Annotated in this window: 20 protein-coding genes and 1 pseudogene; 10 read left to right on the forward strand and 11 right to left on the reverse strand. The window is 70.0% G+C overall.

Annotation, left to right across the window (positions count from 1 at the left end):
- Positions 1–62: 62 nt before the first annotated feature.
- Both ABH941_RS04165 and ABH941_RS04170 read left to right on the forward strand, forming a co-directional pair.
- The gene (locus tag ABH941_RS04165; RefSeq protein WP_370127176.1) at positions 63–2,093 is read left to right on the forward strand and encodes an MFS transporter; all 2,031 of its coding nucleotides are present in this window, start codon (positions 63–65) and stop codon (positions 2,091–2,093) included.
- 138 nt (positions 2,094–2,231) lie between these two features.
- The gene (locus ABH941_RS04170; protein WP_370127177.1) at positions 2,232–4,553 is read left to right on the forward strand and encodes an FUSC family protein; all 2,322 of its coding nucleotides are present in this window, start codon (positions 2,232–2,234) and stop codon (positions 4,551–4,553) included.
- Between the two features lie 174 nt (positions 4,554–4,727).
- On the opposite strand, the gene ABH941_RS04175 is transcribed toward ABH941_RS04170, so the two are convergent.
- The gene (locus ABH941_RS04175) at positions 4,728–5,963 is read right to left on the reverse strand and encodes an RNA-guided endonuclease InsQ/TnpB family protein (protein WP_370127178.1); all 1,236 of its coding nucleotides are present in this window, start codon (positions 5,961–5,963) and stop codon (positions 4,728–4,730) included.
- A gap of 149 nt (positions 5,964–6,112) precedes the next feature.
- Between ABH941_RS04175 and adhP the strand changes: the two genes are divergently transcribed.
- Positions 6,113–7,126: an alcohol dehydrogenase AdhP gene (gene adhP / locus ABH941_RS04180; RefSeq protein ID WP_370127179.1), complete on the forward strand. Its 1,014-nt coding sequence runs from the start codon at positions 6,113–6,115 to the stop codon at positions 7,124–7,126.
- 77 nt (positions 7,127–7,203) lie between these two features.
- On the opposite strand, the gene ABH941_RS04185 is transcribed toward adhP, so the two are convergent.
- Positions 7,204–8,079 (reverse strand): universal stress protein, encoded by an 876-nt coding sequence (locus tag ABH941_RS04185; protein ID WP_370127180.1) that lies wholly within the window; start codon positions 8,077–8,079, stop codon positions 7,204–7,206.
- Between the two features lie 306 nt (positions 8,080–8,385).
- Between ABH941_RS04185 and adhE the strand changes: the two genes are divergently transcribed.
- The 3 genes from adhE (at position 8,386) to pflA (ending at position 14,179) form a co-directional block, all read left to right on the forward strand.
- A complete protein-coding gene (gene adhE, locus ABH941_RS04190) occupies positions 8,386–11,019 on the forward strand; it encodes a bifunctional acetaldehyde-CoA/alcohol dehydrogenase (RefSeq protein WP_370127181.1) in 2,634 nt (877 codons plus the stop codon).
- Positions 11,020–11,168: 149 nt separating this feature from the next.
- A complete protein-coding gene (gene pflB, locus ABH941_RS04195) occupies positions 11,169–13,424 on the forward strand; it encodes a formate C-acetyltransferase (protein WP_370127380.1) in 2,256 nt (751 codons plus the stop codon).
- Between the two features lie 14 nt (positions 13,425–13,438).
- A complete protein-coding gene (gene pflA, locus ABH941_RS04200; RefSeq protein ID WP_370127182.1) occupies positions 13,439–14,179 on the forward strand; it encodes a pyruvate formate-lyase-activating protein in 741 nt (246 codons plus the stop codon).
- 841 nt (positions 14,180–15,020) lie between these two features.
- Here the strand turns inward: pflA and ABH941_RS04205 are convergent.
- The 5 genes from ABH941_RS04205 to ABH941_RS04225 all read right to left on the reverse strand — a co-directional run bounded on the left by ABH941_RS04205 (position 15,021) and on the right by ABH941_RS04225 (position 17,930).
- Positions 15,021–15,197, reverse strand: coding sequence for a hypothetical protein (locus tag ABH941_RS04205; protein WP_370127183.1), 177 nt, complete (start codon positions 15,195–15,197; stop codon positions 15,021–15,023).
- A 356-nt stretch (positions 15,198–15,553) separates the two neighbouring features.
- Entirely contained in the window at positions 15,554–16,144 is a 591-nt protein-coding gene (locus ABH941_RS04210) for a DUF4240 domain-containing protein (RefSeq protein ID WP_370127184.1), read from the reverse strand.
- 197 nt (positions 16,145–16,341) lie between these two features.
- Complete coding sequence (locus ABH941_RS04215) at positions 16,342–16,764, reverse strand: DUF6193 family natural product biosynthesis protein (RefSeq protein ID WP_370127185.1); 423 nt, start codon at positions 16,762–16,764, stop codon at positions 16,342–16,344.
- Positions 16,765–16,820: 56 nt separating this feature from the next.
- Positions 16,821–16,988: a hypothetical protein gene (locus ABH941_RS04220; RefSeq protein ID WP_370127186.1), complete on the reverse strand. Its 168-nt coding sequence runs from the start codon at positions 16,986–16,988 to the stop codon at positions 16,821–16,823.
- A 258-nt stretch (positions 16,989–17,246) separates the two neighbouring features.
- Positions 17,247–17,930 carry a DUF6193 family natural product biosynthesis protein gene (locus ABH941_RS04225; RefSeq protein WP_370127187.1) on the reverse strand — a complete coding sequence of 228 codons (684 nt, stop codon included), beginning with the start codon at positions 17,928–17,930 and terminating at the stop codon, positions 17,247–17,249.
- A gap of 79 nt (positions 17,931–18,009) precedes the next feature.
- On the opposite strand from ABH941_RS04225, the gene ABH941_RS04230 reads away from it, so the two are divergent.
- From ABH941_RS04230 to ABH941_RS04240, 3 genes and pseudogenes are all read left to right on the forward strand, one after another.
- The gene (locus tag ABH941_RS04230) at positions 18,010–19,500 is read left to right on the forward strand and encodes a LuxR C-terminal-related transcriptional regulator (protein WP_370127188.1); all 1,491 of its coding nucleotides are present in this window, start codon (positions 18,010–18,012) and stop codon (positions 19,498–19,500) included.
- Positions 19,501–19,681: 181 nt separating this feature from the next.
- Positions 19,682–19,957: pseudogene (locus tag ABH941_RS04235) on the forward strand (cupin domain-containing protein); the annotation flags it as partial.
- A 100-nt stretch (positions 19,958–20,057) separates the two neighbouring features.
- Entirely contained in the window at positions 20,058–20,186 is a 129-nt protein-coding gene (locus ABH941_RS04240; protein WP_370127387.1) for a hypothetical protein, read from the forward strand.
- A gap of 63 nt (positions 20,187–20,249) precedes the next feature.
- Here the strand turns inward: ABH941_RS04240 and ABH941_RS04245 are convergent, their stop codons facing one another.
- Genes ABH941_RS04245 through ABH941_RS04260 form a run of 4 tightly spaced genes read right to left on the reverse strand, consistent with a single transcriptional unit; the run spans position 20,250 to position 22,993 of the window.
- A complete protein-coding gene (locus ABH941_RS04245) occupies positions 20,250–21,242 on the reverse strand; it encodes a zinc-dependent alcohol dehydrogenase family protein (protein ID WP_370127189.1) in 993 nt (330 codons plus the stop codon).
- Between the two features lie 32 nt (positions 21,243–21,274).
- A complete protein-coding gene (locus ABH941_RS04250; protein WP_370127190.1) occupies positions 21,275–22,243 on the reverse strand; it encodes an alpha/beta fold hydrolase in 969 nt (322 codons plus the stop codon).
- Positions 22,240–22,530, reverse strand: coding sequence for a YciI family protein (locus ABH941_RS04255; protein ID WP_370127191.1), 291 nt, complete (start codon positions 22,528–22,530; stop codon positions 22,240–22,242). The genes ABH941_RS04250 and ABH941_RS04255 overlap by 4 nt, the downstream gene beginning before the upstream one ends.
- A 55-nt stretch (positions 22,531–22,585) precedes the next feature.
- The gene (locus ABH941_RS04260; protein ID WP_370127192.1) at positions 22,586–22,993 is read right to left on the reverse strand and encodes a nuclear transport factor 2 family protein; all 408 of its coding nucleotides are present in this window, start codon (positions 22,991–22,993) and stop codon (positions 22,586–22,588) included.
- A 343-nt stretch (positions 22,994–23,336) separates the two neighbouring features.
- Between ABH941_RS04260 and ABH941_RS04265 the strand changes: the two genes are divergently transcribed.
- The gene (locus ABH941_RS04265; protein WP_370127193.1) at positions 23,337–23,639 is read left to right on the forward strand and encodes a 4-oxalocrotonate tautomerase family protein; all 303 of its coding nucleotides are present in this window, start codon (positions 23,337–23,339) and stop codon (positions 23,637–23,639) included.
- The last annotated feature ends 12 nt before the right edge of the window (positions 23,640–23,651 follow it).

A 23,651-nucleotide genomic window follows, 5' to 3' on the forward strand; every position in this document is an offset into this window, starting at 1 on the left:
ACGTTTCGACTGCGGGACTGCGCCTGGTGTCGCGCACGGTGCTGAGGCCCGATAGTGGTGCGATGAGCACTACTGTCGCTGCGCCGTCCGTGGCCGAGAGGGCGCCGTTGAGCCGCCGTCAGATGAACGTCATCTTTGTGACGATCATGCTGGGGATGCTGCTCGCGGCGCTGGACCAGACGATCGTGTCCACCGCGCTGCCGACCATCGTCGACGACCTCGGCGGCAGCGGGCACATGTCCTGGGTGGTGACCGCGTACCTGCTGGCCGAGACCGTCTCCACGGTGCTGGTCGGCAAGTTCGGCGACCTGTTCGGCCGCCGGGTGGTCTTCCAGATCAGCGCCGTGGTGTTCGTCGCGGGTTCGGTGGTCGCTGGCGTCTCCAACGGGATGCTGATGCTGATCGCCGCCCGCGCCGTGCAGGGCATCGGCGGCGGCGGGCTGATGGTCACCGCGCAGGCGCTGATCGCGGACGTTATCCCGCTGCGCGAGCGCGGCAAGTACCAGGGGGCGCTGGGCGCGGTCTTCGGCGTCACCACCGTGCTCGGCCCGACGCTGGGCGGGCTGTTCACCGACCATCTGTCCTGGCGCTGGTGCTTCTACGTCAACATCCCGGTCGCCGTGGTGATGCTGGCGATGACCGCCCGCTACATCCCCTCGGTCCGGTCCGCGTCCAAGCCGCTGATCGACTACGCCGGGATCGTGCTGGTCGCCCTGGGCGCCTCCGCGCTGATCCTGGGGCTGTCCTGGGGCGGCAACGAGTACGCCTGGGGCTCGGTCACCATCATCGGCCTGTTCGTGGTCTCGGTGCTGCTGCTGACCGCCTTCGTGTTCGTCGAACTGCGCGCGGCGGAGCCGATGCTGCCGATGCACCTGTTCCGCAACCCGGTGTTCACGGTCTGCTCGGTGCTCAGCTTCATCGTCGGCTTCGCCATGCTGGGCTCGATGACCTACCTGCCGACCTATCTGCAGTTCGTCGACGGTGTCTCGGCCACCGTGTCGGGGGTGCGGACGCTGCCGCTGGTGGGCGGGCTGCTGGCCACCTCGATCGTCTCCGGGATCGTGGTGGGCCGCACCGGGCGGTACAAGGTCTTCCCCATCGTCGGGACCGCGCTGATGGCCGTGGGCCTGTTCCTGATGTCCACGATGGGGCGCGGCACCGGGGTCTGGCTGGAGTCGCTCTACATGCTCGTCCTGGGCCTCGGCATCGGCTCCGCCATGCAGGTGCTGACCATCGCGGTCCAGAACACCGTCGCCTACCAGGAGATGGGCACCGCCACCTCGGGCGTCACCTTCTTCCGCACGCTGGGCAGCTCGGTCGGCACCGCCGTCTTCGGCACGCTCTACACCGGCCAGTTCACTCCCAACCTGGCCAAGGCCCTGGCCAAGGTGCCGAGCGTGCCGCCCGCCTCGGCGCTCAGCCCCAAACTGCTGCACGCGCTCCCGCCGGCCCAGTCCGCGCCGATCATCGACGCCTACGCCCACACCATCAACTTCGTCTTCCGGTGGGTGGTCCTGGTCGCCCTGGCCGGGTTCGCCATCGCCTTCCTGCTCAAGGAGGTCCCGCTGCGGGACAGCTCCCGGGCCGGCGCCGGCGACATGGGCGACGGCTTCTCGGCCCCGGACGGCGCGGACCCGGACCGGCAGCTGGAGCGGGCGGTCTCCCGGGCCCTGCGCAAGGCGGGTCCGCAGGCGGCCCGTCAGATCCTGGCCGATTCCGGCACCCGGCTGACGCCCGGTCAGGCCTGGGCGCTGGGCCAGATCCACTGGCGATCCCGGGCCCGGGGCGGGACCACGGTCACCGAGGTCGCCCACGCCCACCACATGCCGGCCGAGGTGCTGGAGCCGGCCTTCGTCGGGGTCTCCCGGGCCGGCTACGCCCGGCTGGACGACGACCGGCTCTCGCTGACGCCCGACGGCGACGTCGAGGTGGAACGGCTCACCACCGCCTGGCGCGCCTGGCTGGGCACCCAGCTCGACGGCTGGGACGGCGACGACCCGGCGGACCGCGCGCAGCTCGACGGCGCGGTGCGGCGGATCGCCGACCGGCTGCTCGACGAGGAGCAGACCTGGCGCGAACCGGTCGACGCCTGAGGCTCCCGCCGGCACCGCCCGCGTTCGAACCTCCACGTTCGAACCTCCGGATACGCGAGGCGCAGCGGTGCGGTCACCGGGATACTTGGTCCCGACGGGGTACCAGCGCATCCCGTCGACGGGAGGTGGGCAGGTCGTATGCAGGCACCGAGCCGGATCGGACCCGCGCGGGCGGTCCAGTGGCTGCGCGCCCACGACCCCGGCCTGGCGGCGTTCCGCCGGGCCGGACGCACCGCGATCGTCATGCCCGCCCTGTTCGCCCTGTGCACCCAGGTGCTGCACTCGACCGCGATGGCGAGCTTCGCCGCGTTCGGATCCTTCTCGATGCTGCTGCTGGTCGAGTTCACCGGCCCGATGGTGCAGCGGCTGCGGGCCCAGGCGGGACTTGCGGTGGCCTGGGCGGTGCTGATCTGCCTCGGCACGCTGACGGCCAGGGTGACTTGGCTCGCCGTCGTGGTCACCGTCGTCGTCGGATTCCTGGTGCTGTTCTCCGGTGTGGTCAGCTCCGTCCTGGCCGGCACCGCGACCGCCCTGCTGCTCGCCTTCGTGCTGCCGGTGACCACGCCGGCGCCGCTGTCGCAGCTCCCGGACCGGCTGGCCGGCGCGGGCCTGGCCGGCGGCGCCGCGCTGCTCGCGATCTCCGTGCTGTGGCCCAGGCCCAGCGCGGATCCCCTCAGCGGCCCGGCGGCGCGGGTCTGCCGCACCGTCGCGGCCCGGCTGCGCACCGAAGCCGCCCAGTTGGCCCGGGGAGCGGACGCCCCCAGCGCGGGGCAGTGCCGCGCCAAGGCGCGGCAGGCCGCAGCCGCGGCGGCGGACCTGCGGCGTGCCTTCAATGCCACCCCCTACCGGCCCACCGGACTGTCCACCACCTCGCGGGCTTTGGTCCGGCTGGTCGACGAGCTCACCTGGCTCAGCACCATCCTGGACGACCGGGCCGACTACACCGACGACCCTCCGGCCTGCGACCCGGCCGCCCGCGACGTCCGCCGCGCGGCGGCCGACGTCCTGGACCGTGCGGCCGACCTGCTCGGGGACCTGCACGGCGATCCCGCGGCGCTCGGGACGGCGGCGGACCGGCTGCGCACGGCCATGGACGGCATGGAGCAGAGCTCCACCACGCGCCTGCCGGCCGACCCGCCGACGGGGAGCGGCCCTGCGGAGGCGTACACCTTCGTCGCCGCCCTCGACCCGTCGTTCCGGGCCCAGGAGACCGGATTCGCGGTGCTCCAGATCGCGGGCAACGTCTCGCTCGCCGCGGCCGCCGAACGGCGCAGCTGGCCCGACCGGCTGCTCGGCCGCGAACCCGGCGCCCTCAGCAACCCGCTGACCTCGGCCCGGGAACGGGCACGGGCCCACCTGGAGAAGGGCTCGGTGTGGCTGCACAACAGCCTGCGCGGCGCGGTCGGCCTCGGGATCGCGGTCACCCTGGCCCAGGTCATGACCGTGCAGCACTCCTTCTGGGTCGGCCTGGGAACCCTGTCCGTGCTGCGCTCCAACGCCCTGAACACCGGACAGAACGCGGTACGGGCCGTGGCCGGAACCGTGATCGGCTCGGTCATCGGCGCCGCGCTGCTCCAGCTGATCGGCCATCACGGGAACGTCCTGTGGTTCCTGCTGCCGGTGGCGATCCTGATCGCCGGAGTCGCCCCGGCGGCGGTCTCGTTCACGGCCGGCCAGGCGGCCTTCACGGTCACTCTGGTCGTGCTGTTCAACATCGGCCAGAATCCCGACTGGCACATCGTGCTGCTCCGGATCCAGGACATCGCCCTGGGCTGCGCGGTCAGCGTGGTCGTCGCCCTGTTCTTCTGGCCGCGCGGCGCCGAGGCCGCCGTCGACCGGGCCCTCGCTGACGCGTACACCGCCGGGGCCGGCTACCTGGCCGGCGCCGTGGAGTACGCGCTCGGCGCTCCCGCACCGGCACCGGGCCCGGGTCCGGGTCCGGTGGAGCTGCCGCTGCCGGAGGGCCGGGAGGCGGCGGCCGCGGCCCGCAGGCTCGACGACGCCTTCCGCAGCTACCTCGCCGAGCGCGGCACCAAGCCGGTGCCGCTGGCGGACATGACCACCCTGGTGACCGGGGTCGTCGGGCTGCGCCTGGCGGCGGACGGGGTGGTCTCGCTGTGGCACAACGCCGGGGGCGAGCGCGCCGATGTGGAGCGGACCGACGCCGGCCTGCAGATCCTGGGCACGGCGGCCCGGGTCACCGACTGGTACCGCGACCTGGCCACCGGCCTCGGCCGGCACACACCCGTGCCGGGCCCGGTCCCGCTCAACGCGGCAGCCGCCGCGCGCCTGGTCGAATCGGTCCGGCAGGACCTGAGCGACGACTGCGGACAGCCCACCCCCACCGCCGTACGCCTCATCTGGACCGGCGACCACGTCGACGTCGCCCGCCGCCTCCAGCCCAGCCTCGCCGCCGCCACGAAGCCCAACCCCGGGGCGATGAGCGCAGGGGGACGCTGAGTTCGCTTCCCGCCCCGCGGGGGGAGGGTCGGGTGGCCGCGGGCCGGGGGCCGTTCGGCCCTCACTGCCGTCGGTGGCGGCTGGTGGGATGGTGGTAGGGAGTCCGGGGCTCGCTCCACCCGGTGCGGGCCCGGTCCTGTGTCGCTGGGAGTCGTCTTGACATCCTCCGTCGCCCTAAAGGGCGGGGAGTCCTGCGGTTGCCCGCGGGGTTTCCTGCTTCGTCGCCGACTGCCCGCCCGGCTTGCGCCGTTGGGGTCCTACGTCGGCTCCACAGGCGTTTCGTGTGTCCGCCCGTCCGGCGGCCACGATCCGTCTGCCTTCTTGCCTGATGTTGATCGCGGCGTTCACGTCGCGGTCGTGGGTGCTCCCGCAGGTGCCGCAGGTCCACTCGCGGATGTTCAGCGGCAGCTTCGCGGTCCGGTGTCCGCAGTGCGAGCACAGCTTGCTGCTCGGGTACCAGCGGTCGACGACCACCAGTTCACGGCCGTACCAGTGGGCCTTGTACTCCAGCATTGCGCGCAGCTGGGTCCACGACGCATCGCTGATCGCCCGGGCCAGGGTGTGGTTCTGGACCATGTTGCGCACGGTCAGGTCCTCGATCACGATCGCTTGGTTCTCACGAACGAGTCGAGTGGTGAGCTTGTGCAGGTAGTCGCGGCGGCGGTCCGCGATCCGCGCATGAATCTTCGCGACCTTGAGCCGGGCCTTGGCCCGGTTCTGCGAGCCCTTCTGCTTCTTCGCCAGTTGCCGCTGCGCTTTGGCCAGGCGTTCGCGGTCGCGGCGCTCGAACTTCGGGTTTGCGATCTTCTCGCCCGTGGAGAGGGTCAGCAGGGAGGTGATCCCCGCGTCGATGCCCACGACACTGTCCGACTGCGGGAACGCCTCGACGGTGTCCACGCACAGCAGGGAGACGTGCCAGCGGCCTGCCGCGTCCTTCGACACTGTGACCGTGGTCGGCTCGACGCCCGGGGGCAGGGGCCGCGACCACACGATCGCGAGCGGCTCATCCATCTTCGCCAGCGTCAACTGCCCCTGGCGGAAGCGGAACGCGGAGGCGGTGTACTCCGCCGACGCGTGGGACTTCCGCTTCGACTTGAACGTCGGGTACTTCGCCCGCTTGGAGAAGAAGTTCCCGAACGCCTTCTGCAGATGCCGCAGGCCCTGCTGCAGCGGCACCGAGGACACCTCGGCCAGAAAGCCCAGCTCCTTGGTGCGCTTCCACTGCGTGAGCATCACGGAGGACTCGACGTAGCCGATGTTCCGCTGCTCGGTGCGCCACGCCTCACCGCGCGCCTCCAGGGCCATGTTGTAGACCAGGCGCACACAGCCGAACGTGCGCGACAGCTCCGCCGCCTGCTCGTCGGTGGGATGGAAGCGGTACCGGTACGCCCGCTTCACCTGCTGCGCCATACCTCACATTCTACCAGGATTCCTGTGAGCACCGGTTCCTGTCTGATCGTCAGAACATCCGAGGAACCTGCGGCGCTTCGCGCCTTCGCTCCAAGGATGCGTTTCCTCTCCGGCCTGAAGGCCGGAGTATCCACGCAAGAGGAGTCGTCATGAAAGCCGCTGTCGTCAGGGACTTCGCCGCCGGGCTGACCATCGAGGATCGCCCGCTGCCCGAGCCCGCCGCGCACCAGGTGCGGGTCCGGATCGAGACGTGCGGCCTGTGCCACACCGACATCCACGCCGCCCGCGGTGACTGGCCGGTCCGGCCCGCGCTGCCGTTCGTCCCCGGCCACGAGGGAGTCGGCATCGTCGAGGCGATCGGCGAGCGGGTCGGCTTCGTCGAGGTCGGCGACCGCGTCGCCATCCCCTGGCTCGCGGATGCCTGCGGACACTGCGACCAGTGCGTGTCGGGCTGGGAGACCCTCTGCCTGGCGCAGCACAACAGCGGCTACTCCGTCGACGGCGGCTATGCGCAGTACGCGCTCGCCCATGGTGACTACGTGGTCAAGGTGCCGGAGGGGCTGGACCCGCTCGACGCCGCGCCTCTGAGCTGCGCCGGCGTCACCGCCTACAAGGCCGTGAAGATCTCCGGAGCGCGTCCGGGCACCCGGGTGCTGATCTCCGGCATCGGCGGCCTGGGCCACCTCGCGCTGCAGTACGCGCGCATCGCCGGAGCGGAGACCGTCGCGGTCGACGTCACCGACGAGAAGCTGGCCCTGGCCCGTGAGCTGGGCGCCGACCATGTGATCGACGCCCGGGTCCAGGACGTGGCCGCCGAGACGGCCAGCCTCGGGGGAGCCCACGCCGCAGTCTCCCTGGCCGTCAGCAACGACTCCTTCCAGGCCGCCTACGCCTCGCTGCGCCGCGGCGGAACCCTGGTCCTGGTCGCGCTGCCGGCCGGCGGGAAGCTGGAGCTGCCCGTCTTCGACACCGTCCTCAACGGCACCTCGGTGGTCGGCTCCATCGTCGGCACCCGGCAGGACCTGGCCGAGGTCTTCCGGCTGCACGCTCTCGGCCGCACCCGGGTGATCCGGGAGAGCCGCCGCCTGCAGGACGTGAACGCCTGCTTCGAGGAGGTGCTCGCGGGCAAGGTGTCCGCGCGCCTGGTCTTCGACCTGCGGTAACAGGAAGACAAGAAGGGAAAGGGTTCCGGGCACCGACCTCAGGTCGGCGCCCGGAACCCTTTCTCAGGCGTGTGCGGTCAGGCGTGCGGGACGACGGCGACCGGAGCCTTGGCGTGGTGCAGCAGCGCGTGGGCGACCGCGCCGAGGCGCAGGCCCGCGCCGTGCGGGCGGATCCGGCGGCCGACCACGACGAGGTCGGCCTGGGCGGAGGCTTCGACCAGCGCCGCCGCTCCACCGCCGAGGCGTACGGCCTCGGCGACCTCGGTGTCCGGGAACTTGTCACGCCAGCTGAGCATCGCCTTGGCGAGTTCGGCGGCCTCGGCGCTCTCCAGGTCCGGGGTCTGCATCAGCGGCGGCGTCCAGCCTGGGGACGGCCAGCTCGTCGGGAGGTTCCAGCCGTGGACGACCCGGATCCGGGCGCCGCGCAAGGCCGCTTCGGCGAAGGCGAACTCCAGGACCGCATCGGAGGGGTCGTAGGCGTCCAGGCCCACCACGATCCGGGACGCTGCGACGCGCTCCGGCTCGGTGCCCTGCCGGATATCGGGACGGACCACGACGACGGGCACCTGGGCGCGGGCGGCGGTGGCCAGGCTGACGGAGCCGAGCAGCAGCTCGGCGAAGCCGCCGAGTCCGCGTGACCCGAGCACGGTGATCTCGCTGTCGCCGGCCGTCTTCACCAGCGCGTCCACGACCTGACCCTGCACCAGGGCCAGGTCGACGGAGAGCGCCGGCCGGCGTTCCTGGACCTCGGCCTGTACATGGGCGAGCATGCGCAGGGCGGCACCCTGCTCGTCGCCGTTCTGGCGGTCGATGTTCTGAAGCGCCCGAAGCCAGGGGTCGGCGTAGACCAGGCGCAGCGGCGAGCCTCGCAACGCTGCTTCATCGGCTGCCCAGTGCGCGGCTGCGATGCTCTGCGCGGAGCCGTCGACGGCGACGATCACGGGTCGCTTCATGGTGTTCTCCTCTTGGGGGCGAGGCGTGTCTGCCGCGGTGGGTGGCACCCGGGATCCTCGCCCCTCCAGCCTTCTCCGCCCCGAAGCCGACCGGCCAGGGCCGGTCGGCCCCGGGCGCAGGCCGGTGGTCCCGCCCCGTGAGCGGGCCCCGGCCGCGCAGGGGGCGCGGAGGTGCCGTTCAGGCCCAGGGGCAGGGACCTTCGGCCGTCGCCGGGGACGATCACGCCGGGAGACGCTGGAAGTGTTCGAAGGGACTGGGCGGCTTGCTCTGGTTCATCCGTGCTCGACGCCCCCTGGAGACGTCTCATGCCCCGCTCGCCGCAGGTTCCCGCCAGTACGCCGGTCGATGCCGTGGACGAGGTGGACTCCCTGGTGCGCAACGCGCTGGCGGCGCTCGACGAGTACGCCGACTTCAGCCAGGAGCTGGTGGACCGCATCGTGAAGAAGGCATCCCTGGCGGCGCTCGCCGCGCACACCCGGTTGGCGGCCATGGCGGTGGAGGAGACCGGTCGGGGGGTGTTCGAGGACAAGGCCGTGAAGAACGTCTTCGCCTGCGAGAACATCACCCACTCCATGGCCGGCCTGAAGACGGTCGGGGTGGTCCGCCGTGACGAGATCGACGGGATCGTGGACATCGCCGAGCCGGTGGGCGTCGTCGCGGGGGTGACGCCGGTGACCAATCCGACCTCCACCACCATCTTCAAGGCGCTGATCGCCTTGAAGACCCGCAATCCCATCGTGTTCGGCTTCCACCCCGCCGCGCAGCGCTGTTCGGCGGAGGCAGCCAGGATCGTGCGCGACGCGGCTGTCACCGCAGGCGCCCCGGAGCACTGCGTGCAGTGGATCGAGCGGCCGTCGATGCAGGCGACGTCGGCGCTGATGAACCACCCGGGAGTCGCCACCATCCTGGCCACCGGCGGCAACGCCATGGTGCGAGCCGCCTACTCCTGCGGCAAGCCCGCCCTGGGCGTGGGCGCGGGAAACGTTCCCGCCTACGTGGAGCAGAGCGCCGACCTCAAGCGCGCGGTCAACGACATCGTGCTGTCCAAGTCCTTCGACAACGGCATGATCTGTGCCTCCGAGCAGGCGGTGATCCTGGACGCGGAGATCTACGACGCGGCACTGGCCGAGTTCCGCACCCTCAAGGCCCATCTGGCGACGGCGGACGAGAAGGCGGCCCTCGAGCGCCACCTCTTCGGCACGGGACCGGACCGGAACTGCGCCGGAGCCTCGCTGAACGCCGCCGTGGTCGGGCGCTCGGCGGTCGAGATCGCGCAGGCCGCCGGCTTCACCGTGCCGCCGGAGACCTCGATCATCCTGACCGAGGTCTCCGGGGTGGGCCAGGACGAACCGCTGACCCGGGAGAAGCTCTGCCCGGTCCTGGCCGTGCTGCGCGCCACTGATCGCGGCGAGGGCCTGCGGCTCGCTGCGCGGATGGTCGAGTTCCACGGCCTGGGCCACAGCGCCGCCATCCACACCGCGGACGCCGCGCTGGTCGAGGAGTTCGGCCATGTCGTCAAGGCGTGCCGGATCATCTGGAACGCGCCCAGCTCGCAGGGTGGTATCGGCGACGTCTACAACGCCTTCCCGCCCTCGCTCACCTTGGGCTGCGGCAGCTACGGGCACAACGCGGTGGCCGGTAATGTCACCGCGTCACATCTGCTGACCATCAAGCGGATCGGGCGACGCAACACCAACCTGCAGTGGTTCAAGGTCCCGCCGAAGATCTTCTTCGAGCGCAACTCCAGCACCTACCTGGCGGACATGCGCGAGGTCCACAAGGTGGTCGTCGTCACCGACCGCACCATGGTCGAGATCGGCCACCTGGAGCGGATCCGCACCATCCTGGACCGGCGCAGCGAACCGTGCGAGGTCCGGGTCATCGACTACGTCGAGCCCAACCCCAGCATCGACACCGTCGCCAAGGGCGCCGAGCTGATGCACGGCTTCCAGCCCGACACCATCATCGCGCTGGGCGGCGGTTCGCCCATGGACGCGGCCAAGGTCATGTGGCTGATGTACGAGCACCCCGAGGTCGACTTCGCGGATCTCAAGGAGAAGTTCTTCGACATCCGCAAGCGCGCCTTCACCTTCCCCGACCTGGGCGTCAAGGCCAAGCTGGTGTGCATCCCGACCACCTCGGGCACCGGGTCCGAGGTCACCCCCTTCGCCGTCATCACCGACACCGCGACGGGACAGAAGTACCCGCTGGCCGACTACGCGCTCACCCCGAGCATCGCGATCTGCGACCCGGCACTGACCACGCACCTGCCCCGGGCCGTCACCGCCGACACCGGCTTCGACGCGCTGACGCACTGCATCGAGACCTATGTGTCGGTGTACGCCAACGACTTCACCGACGGACTGGCCCTGCACGGCATCCGACTGATCTTCGAGAACCTGGAGCGGGCCGTCACCGACGGCACGGGCGACCTCGCCGCCAGGGAGAAGATGCACAACGCCGGCACCATCGCCGGCATGGCCTTCGGCTCGGCCTTCCTCGGCGTCGTCCACGCCATGGCGCACACCCTGGGCGGGACCTTCGGCGTCGCCCACGGCCGCACCAACGCGCTGCTGCTGCCGCACGTCATCCGCTACAACGGCGCCGCGCCGGCCAAGGTCACCAGTTGGCCCAAGTACCGGCACTACATCGCACCCGAGCGCTACCAGGACATCGCCCGGATGCTCGGCCTGGCCGCCGCCACGCCCGAGCAGGGTGTCGAGTCCCTGGCCGCAGCCGTCGAGGAACTGCGCGAAAAGGTCGGCATCCCGGCCTCCTTCAAGGAGGTGGGCGTGGAGGAGACGGCCTTCATCGCGGCGCTGCCGCAGCAGGCGATGAACGCGTACGAGGACCAGTGCGCTCCGGCCAATCCGCGGATGCCCATGCTCGCGGACATGCAGCAGCTGATGCGTCAGGCGTACTACGGCAACCGCACCTGAACCCTGTCCCACCAGTAGGGACCAACGGGCCCCCGGAGGGCCCGCTGGCCCCTGCTGCGGGGAAGCCCTCGCGACGGACGATGAGAAGAGCAGAAGGGAAGGCCCCTCGCGGGCCACCCGGCCTACCTTACGGAGCAGTCATGACGACCATGGACACCCGCCTGACCACTGGATTCTCGAACGACGCCTGGCGCGGCTTCACCGGCGCCGACTGGCGTGAGCGGATCGACGTGCGCGACTTCATCCAGGCCAACTACACCCCCTACGAGGGCGATGCCTGCTTCCTGACCGGGCCGACCGAGCGCACCACCACGGTGTGGAAGAAGATCACCGCGCTGTTCCCGGAGGAGCGCCGCAAGGGCGTCCTGGACATCGACAGCACCACCCCCTCCACCATCACCGCTCATGCCCCCGGCTACATCGATCGCGACCGCGAACTGATCGTCGGTCTGCAGACCGACGCCCCGCTGAAGCGCGCGATCATGCCCTACGGCGGCTGGCGCATGGTGGCGGGGGCACTGGCGACCTACGGGTACCCGGTGCCGCCGGAGCTGGAGCGGGTGTTCACCCAGTACCGCAAGACCCACAACGACGGCGTCTTCGACGCCTACACCCCGGAGATGATCCGGGCCCGCAAGGCCGGCATCGTCACCGGTCTGCCCGACGCCTACGGCCGAGGCCGGATCATCGGCGACTACCGCCGGGTCGCCCTGTACGGCACCACCGCCCTGATCGTGGCCAAGCGGGCCGAACGGGCCCGGCTGGACCACCACGCCTCCACCGCCGAGGTCATCCGCGACCGCGAGGAACTCGCCGAGCAGATCAAGGCCTTGGGCGAACTGGAGCAGATGGCCGCAGGCTACGACTGCGACGTCTCCCGCCCGGCCGCCGACGCCCACGAGGCGATCCAGTGGCTCTACCTGGGCTACCTGGCAGCGGTGAAGGAGCAGAACGGCGCGGCGATGTCGCTGGGCCGTACCTCCACCTTCCTGGACGTCTTCCTCCAGCGCGACCTGGAAGCGGGCTTGCTGACCGAGCGCCAGGCCCAGGAACTGGTCGACGACTTCGTGGTCAAGCTGCGGATCGTGCGGTTCCTGCGCACCCCGGAGTACGACGCCCTGTTCTCCGGCGACCCCACCTGGGTCACCGAGTCCATCGGCGGCATCGGCGACGACGGCCGCCCGCTGGTCACCCGCACCTCCTTCCGGTTCCTGCAGACCCTCTACAACCTGGGACCGGCCCCGGAGCCGAACCTGACCGTGCTGTGGTCCCCGCGCCTGCCCGCAGGCTTCAAGCGGTTCTGCGCGCAGGTGTCCATCGACACCTCCTCGATCCAGTACGAGTCCGACGAGCTGATGCGCCCGGTCACCGGCGACGACACCGCCATCGCCTGCTGCGTGTCCGCGATGACGGTGGGCAGGCAGATGCAGTTCTTCGGCGCCCGGGTCAACCTGGCCAAGGCCCTGCTGTACGCGATCAACGGCGGGCGCGACGAGGTCAGCGGCGTCCAGGTCGCCCCGCCCTCGGCCCCGCTCGCGGGGGAGTACCTGGAGTACGCGACGCTGTACGCCGCCTACGACCGCACCCTGGACTGGCTCGCCGAGCTCTACGTCAACGCCCTGAACGTGATCCACTACATGCACGACAAGTACGCCTACGAGCGCCTGGAGATGGCACTCCACGACTACCCGGTGCATCGCTGGATGGCCTGCGGCGTCGCCGGCCTCTCGGTGGCCGCCGACAGCCTGTCCGCCGTGAAGTACGCGCGGGTCAAGGTGATCCGCGACGCCGGCGGCATGGCCGTCGACTACGCCGTCGAGGGCGACTACCCCGCCTACGGCAACAATGACGACCGGGCCGACGAGATCGCGGTGGAGCTGGTGCGCTCCTTCATGGGCAAGGTACGCCGCCACCCCACCTACCGCGGCGCGGTGCACACCCAGTCGGTGCTCACCATCACCTCCAACGTGGTCTACGGCAAGCACACCGGCAACACCCCCGACGGCCGCCGCGCCGGAGCCCCCTTCGCGCCCGGCGCCAACCCGATGAACGGCCGGGACCGCCACGGCATGGCCGCCTCCGCGCTGTCGGTGGCGAAGATCCCGTACGACCAGGCCCGCGACGGCATCTCGCTGACCTCCACGGTCACCCCCGAGGGCCTGGGCCACGACCCGGCCGAGCGGGCCGGCAACCTGGTCGGCATCCTCGACGCCTACACCGCGTCCGGCGGCTTCCACCTCAACGTCAACGTGCTGGACCGGGCCACCCTGCAGGACGCCATGGAGCACCCCGAGAACTACCCCGATCTGACCATCCGGGTCTCCGGATACGCCGTCAACTTCGTCCGGCTGACCCGCGAGCAGCAGCTCGACGTGATCAGCCGCACCTTCCACGGCGCCCTGTGATGGAAGGCGTCGTGATGAAGGGCGCCGTGACAACCGGCCGGATCCACTCCTGGGACCTGTCCACCGGCGTGGACGGGCCCGGGACCCGGTTCGTGCTCTTCCTGTCCGGCTGCCCGCTGCGCTGCCTGTACTGCGCCAACCCGGACACCTGGCACATGCGGGACGGGACGCCCATGAGCGTCGACGAGGTCATGGAGCTGATCGGCAGGCACGCCGCGTTCGTCCGGGCCGCGGGCGGCGGGGTGACCCTGACCGGGGGCGAGCCGCTGCTCCAGCACGCCTTCACCGCCGAAGTCCTCCGCCGCTGCAAGGAACTGGGACTGCACACCGCCCTGGACACCTCGGGCTTCCTCGGCGCCGCGGCCGACGACCGGCTGCTCGCCGACACCGACCTGGTCCTGCTCGACATCAAGTCCTTCGACCTGGCCACCTACCGGAGGCTGACCACCCGTCAACTGAGCCCGACGCTCAACTTCGCCACCCGCCTGAACCGTCTGGGCATCCCGGCCCGGATCCGCTACGTGCTGGTCCCGGGCTGGACCGACGACGCGGAGGCGATCGAGGGCCTGGCCGGCTTCGTGGCCGGCCTGGGCAACGTCGAACAGGTCGACGTGCTGCCCTTCCACAAGCTGGGCGCCCCCAAGTACGAGGCCCTCGGCATCCCCTTCCCGCTGGCCGACCCCCCGGTGCCGGACGCCGGCCTGGTCGAGCGCGTGCGCGGGCAGTTCCGCGGCCACGGCCTGAAGGCGTACTGACTCACTGTCAGAGGTCCTTCCAGAGGGCGGTAAGTGAGTTGACGCCCGTTTTGCCATTTCGGTTGGGTCACCGTGGTCGGAGGTAGCGGCGACCGGGCGGTCGACCGGATCGACGCGACGAATCCGGCACATCCGCGCGGTTCCTGCCCGCCGACCTCGGCTCGCTCGACCAGGTGTGTGCTTGCCGACCGGATAACCGCCGAGCACGCCGCCTCTGGCGAGCCGCTGACCGTGCTGGTCAACACCGCCGGGGCAGGCCCGACACCGCCGCATTGAGGAGAAGCTCGTGGAGGCCTTGAATCGGGAACCGGTTCGCCCAGGCGGGCGTCAGAGCGGTATGCGACGTACGGTGCGCTGGTTGGCAATGACTATGCTCGTCTGTCCCGTGTCGTCCGGTTGCTCCGGCAGCACGCCGCCGGTCCACCTGCCGCCGCCGGCAGACGTGACGGTGACGAGCGCTGACGACAAGCGGACCGTGGACATTCACGTGGGGGAGATCGTGGCGGTGACACTCCCCGCGGTTGATTGGGTGTTCCCGTTTGATGGTCTGTCCGATGTCCCGTCCGCAGACCCGTCTGCGGTCCTCCGTCCGGAGGGGTCGCTGCAGACCCGCTACGACGGATCTTGCCGCATCACCTCATGCCCCGGGACGGTCACCATGCGCTATAGCGCGATCGGTGTCGGGCAGACCACCGTGAAGGCACGGAAGCTTCAGTGTGGTGAGGCTCGTCCCTGCCCTGGAACGACAGGACTCTTCAGCGTGACGGTCCTCGTGTTGAATGCCCCATAGTGCGACGCTTCTACGCAATGGCCCTTCACCGGTCGCGGGCTCGCGTGGCGGCTATGGCCGGGGCCGGGTGAACAACCCCTGGTCGGTCTCGACCAGGATCCCGCGCTCGACCAGCCGCTTGAGCTTCAGGCGGGCGTTGTTGACGTTGTTGGGCGCGGTCTCCACATCCATCGCCTCGCACACCGCCCGCGCCCGCAGCGGTGCGTCGGCTACGGCGAACACCGCCATGATCTGCTGGTAGGCACGGATGGACCGGCAGCTTCGCGGTCGGCGGCGCGGGTGGCCGCGGATCGGGCAGCTCTAGCAGTGTCTTGCGGGTGATCCGGATCTCCTCGGCGGCGGTGTCGAGCCCGTCCAGCAGTACTGTCAGCTCCTGTGATTGGGCGAGATAGTTGTCACTTGGGCGCGACATCTGTCACTGACTGATCCTTCCCGGCCCCCGGCTGATGAGCCGGGTGTCCTGTCGCATTGCAGTTGGCAGACTCGCAGTCTTTCGCGTTCGTGGTGTCAGATTCGCATTCCAACGCCTCTGCGACCCGCAGGCCGACCGCCGCGGAAGCCAACACACTGGGCATGACACGCCCTCATGAGTCGTCACTGAGCGGAAACATGGCACTCAATCGCGGCAATCTGCGAGCCGCTTCGACTTCATCCCGGACATTCCAATGTTCCCCGGCCAGCCCCCGACTGGCCACCTGCTCGCCCCGCTGAGCCTGCACAGCGGCATAGAAGTCCTCGCCGCACTCGTCTGCATCCCCGGCCACCAGCCCAAAGGCTTCCGACGCCACATAGTCCAGCAATTCCCACCCAGGCCAGTCCTCGCCCCAGGCCCTCCAATGCCTCCCCGTCAACGCCAGGACCTCAGGAGCATCGGCAAGTGCATCCGGGTCAAGCACCGCTCGCCCGAAGACCTCTCCTCCCAGCCCGACCATCCACAGGCCGAAGTAGTCGAAATCGTCATCCGAGCACCGACCACCGAAGATCCGCTCCGCCGCGGCCACCAACTCCCAGGTGAACGCCTGACGGGTCAGCTGGTCGAGGCACAGCTGGAACTCAACGATCTCCTCCTGCGTCCTTCGCGACAAATCGGTCCGCAACCAGGCAAGCCGAGCGTTCCTGCCCTTCGCCTGCCGACGGCACAGCTCGATCAGTTCCCAGAAGGTTTCAACGTTCACGAGCACACCCTGTCAGGCACCACCGACAAGCACCGTCAACGCTTCCGCGAAAGCCAGATCACTTGAGAACGCCACCAGCTTCAAGCCCTAGGCTATCTGGCTACCACGCAGGTCAGCGTCACGTCAGCGCCATCTACTCTGCGACACGACACCGGGACACGAGAGTTGGAACCGGGCCACGATGGTTGGAACCAAGATCAGCTCGTGGAGCGGTTGGGGCTTGGGGTCTCGGGGTTCGTGGGCCGGATCGCGGCGTCCTGGGCGGCGAGTTCTTCTCGGGTGCCAACGAGGGCAGGTCCGCAGTGGAGCGGGAGTCGGTCGACGACCATCGCGATGGCCTGTTGTGCCGTCGCGGCCGGCCCCACAGACTCGCTGCGCAGGGGGCCGGAGACCCAGTACTCGCCTTCGGTTGCGGGCTGGATGTAGGGAATGTCCCACGCCCATGGCCATTCTGTGCAGCGGCTGAAGTGCAGCTCTCCCATTCCCGTCCAGGGGAACAGTTGGCGCAGGCGGGGTTCGGCGTAGGCCGCTTCGAGTAGTTCCGGACGGACGCGCCCGTCGGCGCGAACCTTCTGCCAACCTGCTTCGACGAGGGCATGGCCCGGTGCTGTCGTGTCCATAGCGACTATCATCCCCGCCGTCGCTCCATTCGATCGAGAAGTCGCAAGCACCTCGGTTAACGACCCATGTCTTTGGCGACCTCCTCCTGGGCGGCGGCGATCTCCTCGGAGGTTGAGCCGGTGATGTCGGCGTCGGCGGCCCACTCCAGCCGGGACAGGAGATCGGCCAACGCCTGCTTCTGCGCCGGGTGCGTGATCGGAACTGCGTCGAGATCGGTGCTCATCAACCAGTCGAACAGCACGACGGCGTCAGCGGCCAGAGTGTCACGGTCACGGTCGGCAGCTCGGTTTCCATGGCGTTCATGATGCCCCCTCAGCCAGGAGCGACCCGGGACGCTGCGGGCTCCGGATGCTCGAAACAGGTTCCAACATGAGTGGCAATTCACCACTGGTTCCAGGAAGCGTGACCGAATGGTTCCAACAAGCGTGTCTCGGCTCAGCTGAGCCGAAGCATGCTGGTTGTCACAGAGGCAGGCTTGTTGTCACTGCGTGGATTCGGTCGCCCCGGGCCATATCCCTTCGTAGGCGGGGCCGCAGTTCTCGGGTAGGTGCGCGACGACGAGCGCGGCGGCCTCCGGTGGCGTCTCCGTCTTACCGATCAGCTTGTAGCCGGGGGCGTAGACGGTGTAGCCAGGGTCACTGGTGGCGATGAAGGGGAGGTCGTTGGGCGGCCAGGGGAAGCGGGTCGCCCTGAGGAACGTCAGTGTGCCGTGGCTGGGGAAGGGGAACAGTGCGCGCAAGCGCGGCTGGGCGGAGGCGGCGACGGTGACGTCCGGGTCGCCGAGGCGAATGTGCGGAGCACGTTGGAGCATGGCCTGCCAGGTTGCTTCGACTGCGTGCCCTTCCTCATGTCCGATGGCGTCCGGCGTCAGCGGGAGGTCTGGCCAGATGGCCTGCAGTTCCCGGAGCGGAGTTCCGTCCTGCCAGCCCTTCAGGGTTGTGGCCAGCGCGGATAGGTCGGTGACCTCGCCATAGCCGATCTGGACGCCGGGGAGCCAGAGGTCGACGTAGAACGAGCGGTGCGCATGAGTCGAGACACGGAAGCTCCCGCGGTCGCTCTCCAGAAAGGCGTTCGTGGCAGCGTTGCTCCCTTCCGGGGACTGGAGGGTCAGCGAGAATCCCTGACGTCGCCCCTCCTGCTCCAGACGCGCGGCCAAGTCGGTCATGTCGCTGTCTCCAGGATCGTTCACCTGGCCGATTCTGGGCTGCCCGCGTCTGCACTGGCAAACGCTCCACCCGCGGTCGGTGTCGAGCCTGCTGGGCGATGCCCGGCGGGTGAACGCGGGCGTGGGCTCGTTGGCCGCCGCCTCCGCGGCGGCCTCGCTACTGCTGTACTCCGACGGGGACGTCATCTCCGCGTACCGGGTGATCAGCGCCGCGCTTCGGGCCCCAGACGTCGAGCCGGCCGCGGAGGAGGTCAACTCGGCGATCTGGATCCTGTCGCTAACCGTCGCCCTCAACGGGCGCAAGGAGATGTGGGACTCCTACCGCGAACTGGTGGAGCGGTACCGCGACCTGCTGCCCGAGTCCGTTCTGGTCCGCTCCGAGATCGCTACCAACCCCGCCACCGCCTCGCCCGAGGCACTGGCCACCTTGGACCGGCAGATCGCGGACCTGGCCGCCGAGCGCGATCCCGGGCAGATCATCCGCGTCGCCTACGTCGCCAACGACGTCGACCGCCTCGCCGACCTGCGCGAACCGCTGCTGCGGGTATGGCGCGAAGGCAGGCAGGCGGGTGCCGTCGCCTCGGTGACCAACGCGCTGATGCTGCTGTGTGGAGAGAGTTACCTGGCCGGGCGCTGGGACGACACACTGCGCTTCGCCGAGGAGGGCCTAGAACTCGTCGAGGCCTACGGGTACCTGGAGTTCGTCTGGTACCTGAAGTACAGCAAGGCCCTGGCCGCCGCCGCACTGGGCCAGCAGGACGTGGCCGAGGAACCGCTGGAGTGGATGCTGTCCTGGTCCCTCCCGCGCCAGGCCTTCATCGTGCCCCAGCACGTGTACCGGGTACGGACCCTCGCCGCCATCGGCCGCGGCGACTACGAGACCGCGTACGCCGAGGCGGTCAGGATCAGCCCTCGCGGCGTGGAAGGCGGCACCGCCCAGCAACTGCAACTGTTCGTGGCCTACGACCTGGTCGAGGCGGCTGTACGCACCGGCCGCACCGCACAGGCCCGGGATTTCGTCGACGCGATGCTGCGCATGGGCATCGCGAAGATCTCCTCCCGCTGGGCGCTGCTCGTGGCGGGAGCCCAGGGCCTGGTGTCTGAGAGGGAAGCGGCCACTGCCTACTTTGAGCGGGCCCTTGAGGCGGCGCCCGAGGAGCTGTGGCCCTTCGAGCGTGCGCGGGTGCTGCTGGCGTACGGCGAGCATCTGCGCCGGGAGCGGGCCACCGTCGAGTCGCGGGTGCACCTGGTTGCGGCGCTGGCGCTGTTCGACCGGCTGCGGGCCGCGCCGTGGGCCGAGCGGGCCAGGAACGAGATGAGCGCCACCGGCCTGTCGCGCCGTCCGGCCGACGTGAGCCAGGTCCAGCTCACCCCGCAGGAGCTGCAGATCGCCACGCTCGCGGCCTCGGGGCTGACGAACGAGGCGATCGAGGAGCGGCTGCACTTGTCCGCGCGCACCGTCAGCGGGCACCTGTACAACGTTTTCCCCAAGCTCGGCGTCACCGCCCGCGCCGGCCGACGGGACGCGCTCACCGCCCTCGACCAGCACGATCGGCAGGGCCGGCCCTAACCGGGCGAGAGAACGTCACCGGCGGAAGAACCAGGTCGGATGACCGGTGCGGTGTGTGGGGCCCCAGGATGAGGATTCGGTTGTCCCCGCCGCTCGGGGGGACAACGCATCCCGGAAGTAACACCACCCAGTCCGACCTTGAGCGACGAACCATTCTTCTTGATCTACATGGGAGTCACTGATGAGTTTCGTCGTACCCCAATCCCCGGCCGGCCTGCATTCCCAGGGCGGTGGCCTGCACGTTCCCGCCGCCGAGGGCATAAGCACATGGTTCAACGGAGACATCTACACGACCAAGCTCACCGCTGAGCAGCCAGGCGGGGCGTTCGGTTTCGTGGAGGCCAGCGTGCCTCCGGGCGGCGGCCCCGCCCCGCATGTCCACGCACACACCGACGAGACGTTCTACCTCGTCTCCGGGGAGCTGGAGTTCCTCGACGGTGACCGGGAGTTCACCGCACGCACCGGCGACCTGGTCTTCTGCCCGCGGGGCAACACCCACCGGTTCACCAACACTGGCTGCACCCGGCCAAGCTGCTCTTCAGGGAGGTGCCGAGGGCTTGTTCGTCGAAGGCGGCGACGAGCCCCGGCCGGGGATGCAGGTGCAGCCGTGGGGGCCCGAGCGCATCGACGAGCGGATGCTGGGCCTGCTGGCCAAGTACGACACGGGCCTGCCCGCCGCCCCGTAGCGGTAGCTGAACAGTAAGGAGCCCGGTAGCGCGTTGCGCGCTACCGGGCTCCTTACTGTTGGGTCAGGTCTCGATGTCGATGACGATCTTGGCGTGGGCCGAGCCGTCCTCGACGGCCGCGTGGGCCTGGGCGACCGTGTCCAGGCTGTAGCGGCGGGGATCGAGCAGCGGCTTGAGCAGGCCGGCGTCGGCCAGGGAGGCGGCTTCGCGCAGGATCTCGCCGTGGTGCTCGCGGCCGTGGCCGGTGAGCATGGGCAGCAGGGTGAACACTCCGGAGTAGGTGGCGCCGCGGAAGGAGAGCGGGGCCAGGCCGTGGGTGCCCCAGCCCAGGGCGCTCAGGACGTGGCCGGTGTAGACGCGCACAGCCGTGAAGGAGTTGTCCAGGACGGTGCCGCCGACGGTGTCGAAGACGATGTCGAAGCCTTCGCCGCCGGTGTGTGCGGCCACGTACTCCTGCACCTCGGTTGTGGCGTAGTCGATCGCGGTGGCACCGAGCTTGCGCACGACCGCGGCGTCGGCGGCCGAGGCCGTGGCGAAGACCTCGGCGCCGCGGGCGCGGGCGATCTGTACCGCGACGTGGCCGATGCCGCCGGCACCGCCGTGCACCAGGACCTTGTGGCCAGGGCCGACCTTGGCTCGGTCCACCAGTCCCTCCCAGGCAGTGACGATCGACAGCGGTAGGGCAGCGGCCTCGCGCATGGTCAAGGTGGCGGGCTTGTGGGCGAGCAGGCGGGCGTCGGCGGCCGCGTACTGAGCCAGTGATCCCTGCAGGTCGCCGACACCGCCGCTCAGGCCGTAGACCTCGTCGCCGACGGCGAAGCCGGTGACCTGCGGCCCCACCTCCTCGACGGTGCCGGCCAGGTCCAGGCCCAGCACCGCGGGCAGGGCAGCACGGGCGTGTGCGGCCAGACCGGCACGGATCTTGGTGTCCAGGGGGTTCACGCCGCTGGCGGCGATCTTGACCAGGACCTGGCCGGGGCCGGGCACGGGTCGGGGGATGTCGGCGAGTTCCAACGCGGTGGCGAACTCGGTCAGGACGGCTGCGCGCATGATCATGGTCTCTCGGTAGGTCCCGGTGGTGGCCGCCGTCACGAGGGGCGGTTGAGTCGGGGGCGGGCTGTTGGACCGGTGTGGGCCAGGTCGAGGACCGCTGCCGTGAAGGCGGCGGGGTTCTCTTGGGGGAGGTTGTGCCCGGCGTGCGGCACCCGGCGGTGGGTGCGCGGGCCGGTGAAGTGCGCCGCTGACGCGGAGCCGCCGGTGGCGGGGAAGTTGCCGTCCGCCTCACCGTCGAGCGTGATGCTCGGCACGGTGATGGGCGGTTGGCGGGCGAACTGCTGCTCGATCTCCTCGTAGGAGGGGTCGCCCGCGGTAAGGCCGAGCCGGTGCCGGTAGGAGTGGATGACCACGTCCACATAGTCCTCGTTGAGAAAGGCCTGGGCGGTGCGGTCCAGGAGCGTGTCGTCGAAGTCCCAGTCGGGGGAGTTGCGCCGCCAGATCACCTCGGCGATGTCGCGGCGGTTGGCGGTCAGGCCGCGCCTGCCGCGTTCGGTGGCGAAGTAGTGGAAGTACCAGAACCCGGCTTCAAGATCGGGTCGGATGGGCCGGGCGGCGATGCTGATGTCCTGGATGAGGTAGTTGTTCACCGACACCAGGCCCGCGCACCGGTCCGGCCACAGCGCCGCGACGACGTTGGCGGCGCGCCCGCCCCAGTCGTAGCCGGCCAGCACGGCGCGCAGCATTTCCAGGGCGTCCATGAGCGCGACGACGTCGGCCCCCAGTGCCGCCTGCTGCCCCGAGCGTGGGGTGGCGGGGTCCCGGAAGCGGGTGGGGCCGTGGCCCCGCAGGTAGGGGACGATCACCCGCATCCCGGCGGCGGCCAGCTGCGGGGCGACGCCGACGTAGCTGTGGACGTCGTAGGGGAATCCGTGCAGCAGCAGGACGGCGGGGCCCTGGGCTGGGCCCGACTCGAAGTAGGCGACGTCCAGGACACCGGCCCGCACCGTGTGCAGGGTGCCGAGCCCGGCAGATCCTAGGGACGTCGCCGGTGCGGGGATCACGGCTGCAGCAGCCACTGGGCCTCGGCGCTGGCGCGCGAGGGGCGCCAGTCGATAACCGTGTGGGTTGCCACCTTGCCGATGCCGAACGGGTCCAGGGCCAGGATCTGGCCCAATGCCTCGCGGTCGGCGGCCCGGGCCAGGACGAGGCCGCCCACCCTGGGGTCCTGGCGGCCCGAGGCGACGAAGTGTCCGGCCGTGAAGTTCTCCTCCAGCCACGCGTTGTGGGCTTCCAGGTGGCGGTCGATTTCTTCGAGCGGCGCGGTGTAGTTCAGGATCACAACGAACATGGTGTGCACTGCCAATCTTCGGACGGAGCGGACGGAGCGGACAGGGCCAGGCTGGTCAGGCGGGCTGGACCCGGGCCCAGAAGTCGTTGAACTCGACGCTGTCGAAGAACGCGACAGCGCTGACGATCCGGTGCTCACGCATGGTCAGGAACCAGGCGTAGGTGTTGTCGTAGCGCGAGCCGTCCCGCACCGTGGCGCTCGCGTCGAACAGGGCGACCACGGTGTCCCCGTCGGCGTACAGCGCCCGCACGGACGGCACCAGCGGGCTGCTCATCCGGGCGTTGAACGGGGTGATGACCGTGTCGAGGAATGCCTGGCGGGTGGGGTAGGTGCCGGAGGCGACGCTGTTGCCGACGATGGTCCAGTCGGCGTCCTCGGCCAGGAGGTCGAACACCCCTCCTGTGCCAGCGGCCCAGGCGTCGAACGCGTCCGCGACCAGTTGCTTGTTGGTTTGCTCGGACATGGTGTTTCTCGTTTCATCGGTGAGGGGTTTCGGCGGCTGCGCCGTCCCTGTCCATGGTCGTCGCCGCCCCTTGGCCGGGCATGAGTCATCCGACCCGGGTTTCACCGCCCCGGACCCACCCGGGTCCAAGCGGGCACCGGCCCGGTGCGCCCACCGCAGGCACATGGCACACCGTTGCGGTGGTGTTGCCGCGGACCGCACGGCTCCGGTTCGACGCAGGCGCCGCATAGATGCCCTTCACAGTCGGGTCGGATGACTGGTGCGGCGTGTGGGGCCCCGGGATGAGGATTCAGTTGTTCCCGCCACTCGGCGGGGCAACGCATCACAACCTGAGGAGCACCTCATGCCGTTCGTCAACGTCAAGCTGGTCGACGGAGTGTTCACCACGCAGGAGAAGCACGAGATGGCCGCCGCCCTGACCGAGGTCATGGTCAAGTTCGAGGGATCCGAGGCCTTCCGCGAGATCGTGTGGGTCCTCATCGAGGAACTGCACACCGACGGCTGGCACATCGGCGGCAAGCCCTTCGCCGGCCCCGCCACCCTCCTGGACACCCTGGGCCGCTCCGCCGCCACCTACCAGACCATCGACGGCCACCCCGTCACCCGCCCCGACCTCGCCAAGGCCGCCCCCTACGTGGAGAAGTAACACCACCCAGCA

Origin of the sequence: Streptacidiphilus sp. EB103A (assembly GCF_041261405.1) — a bacterium.
Classification (GTDB): domain Bacteria; phylum Actinomycetota; class Actinomycetes; order Streptomycetales; family Streptomycetaceae; genus Streptacidiphilus.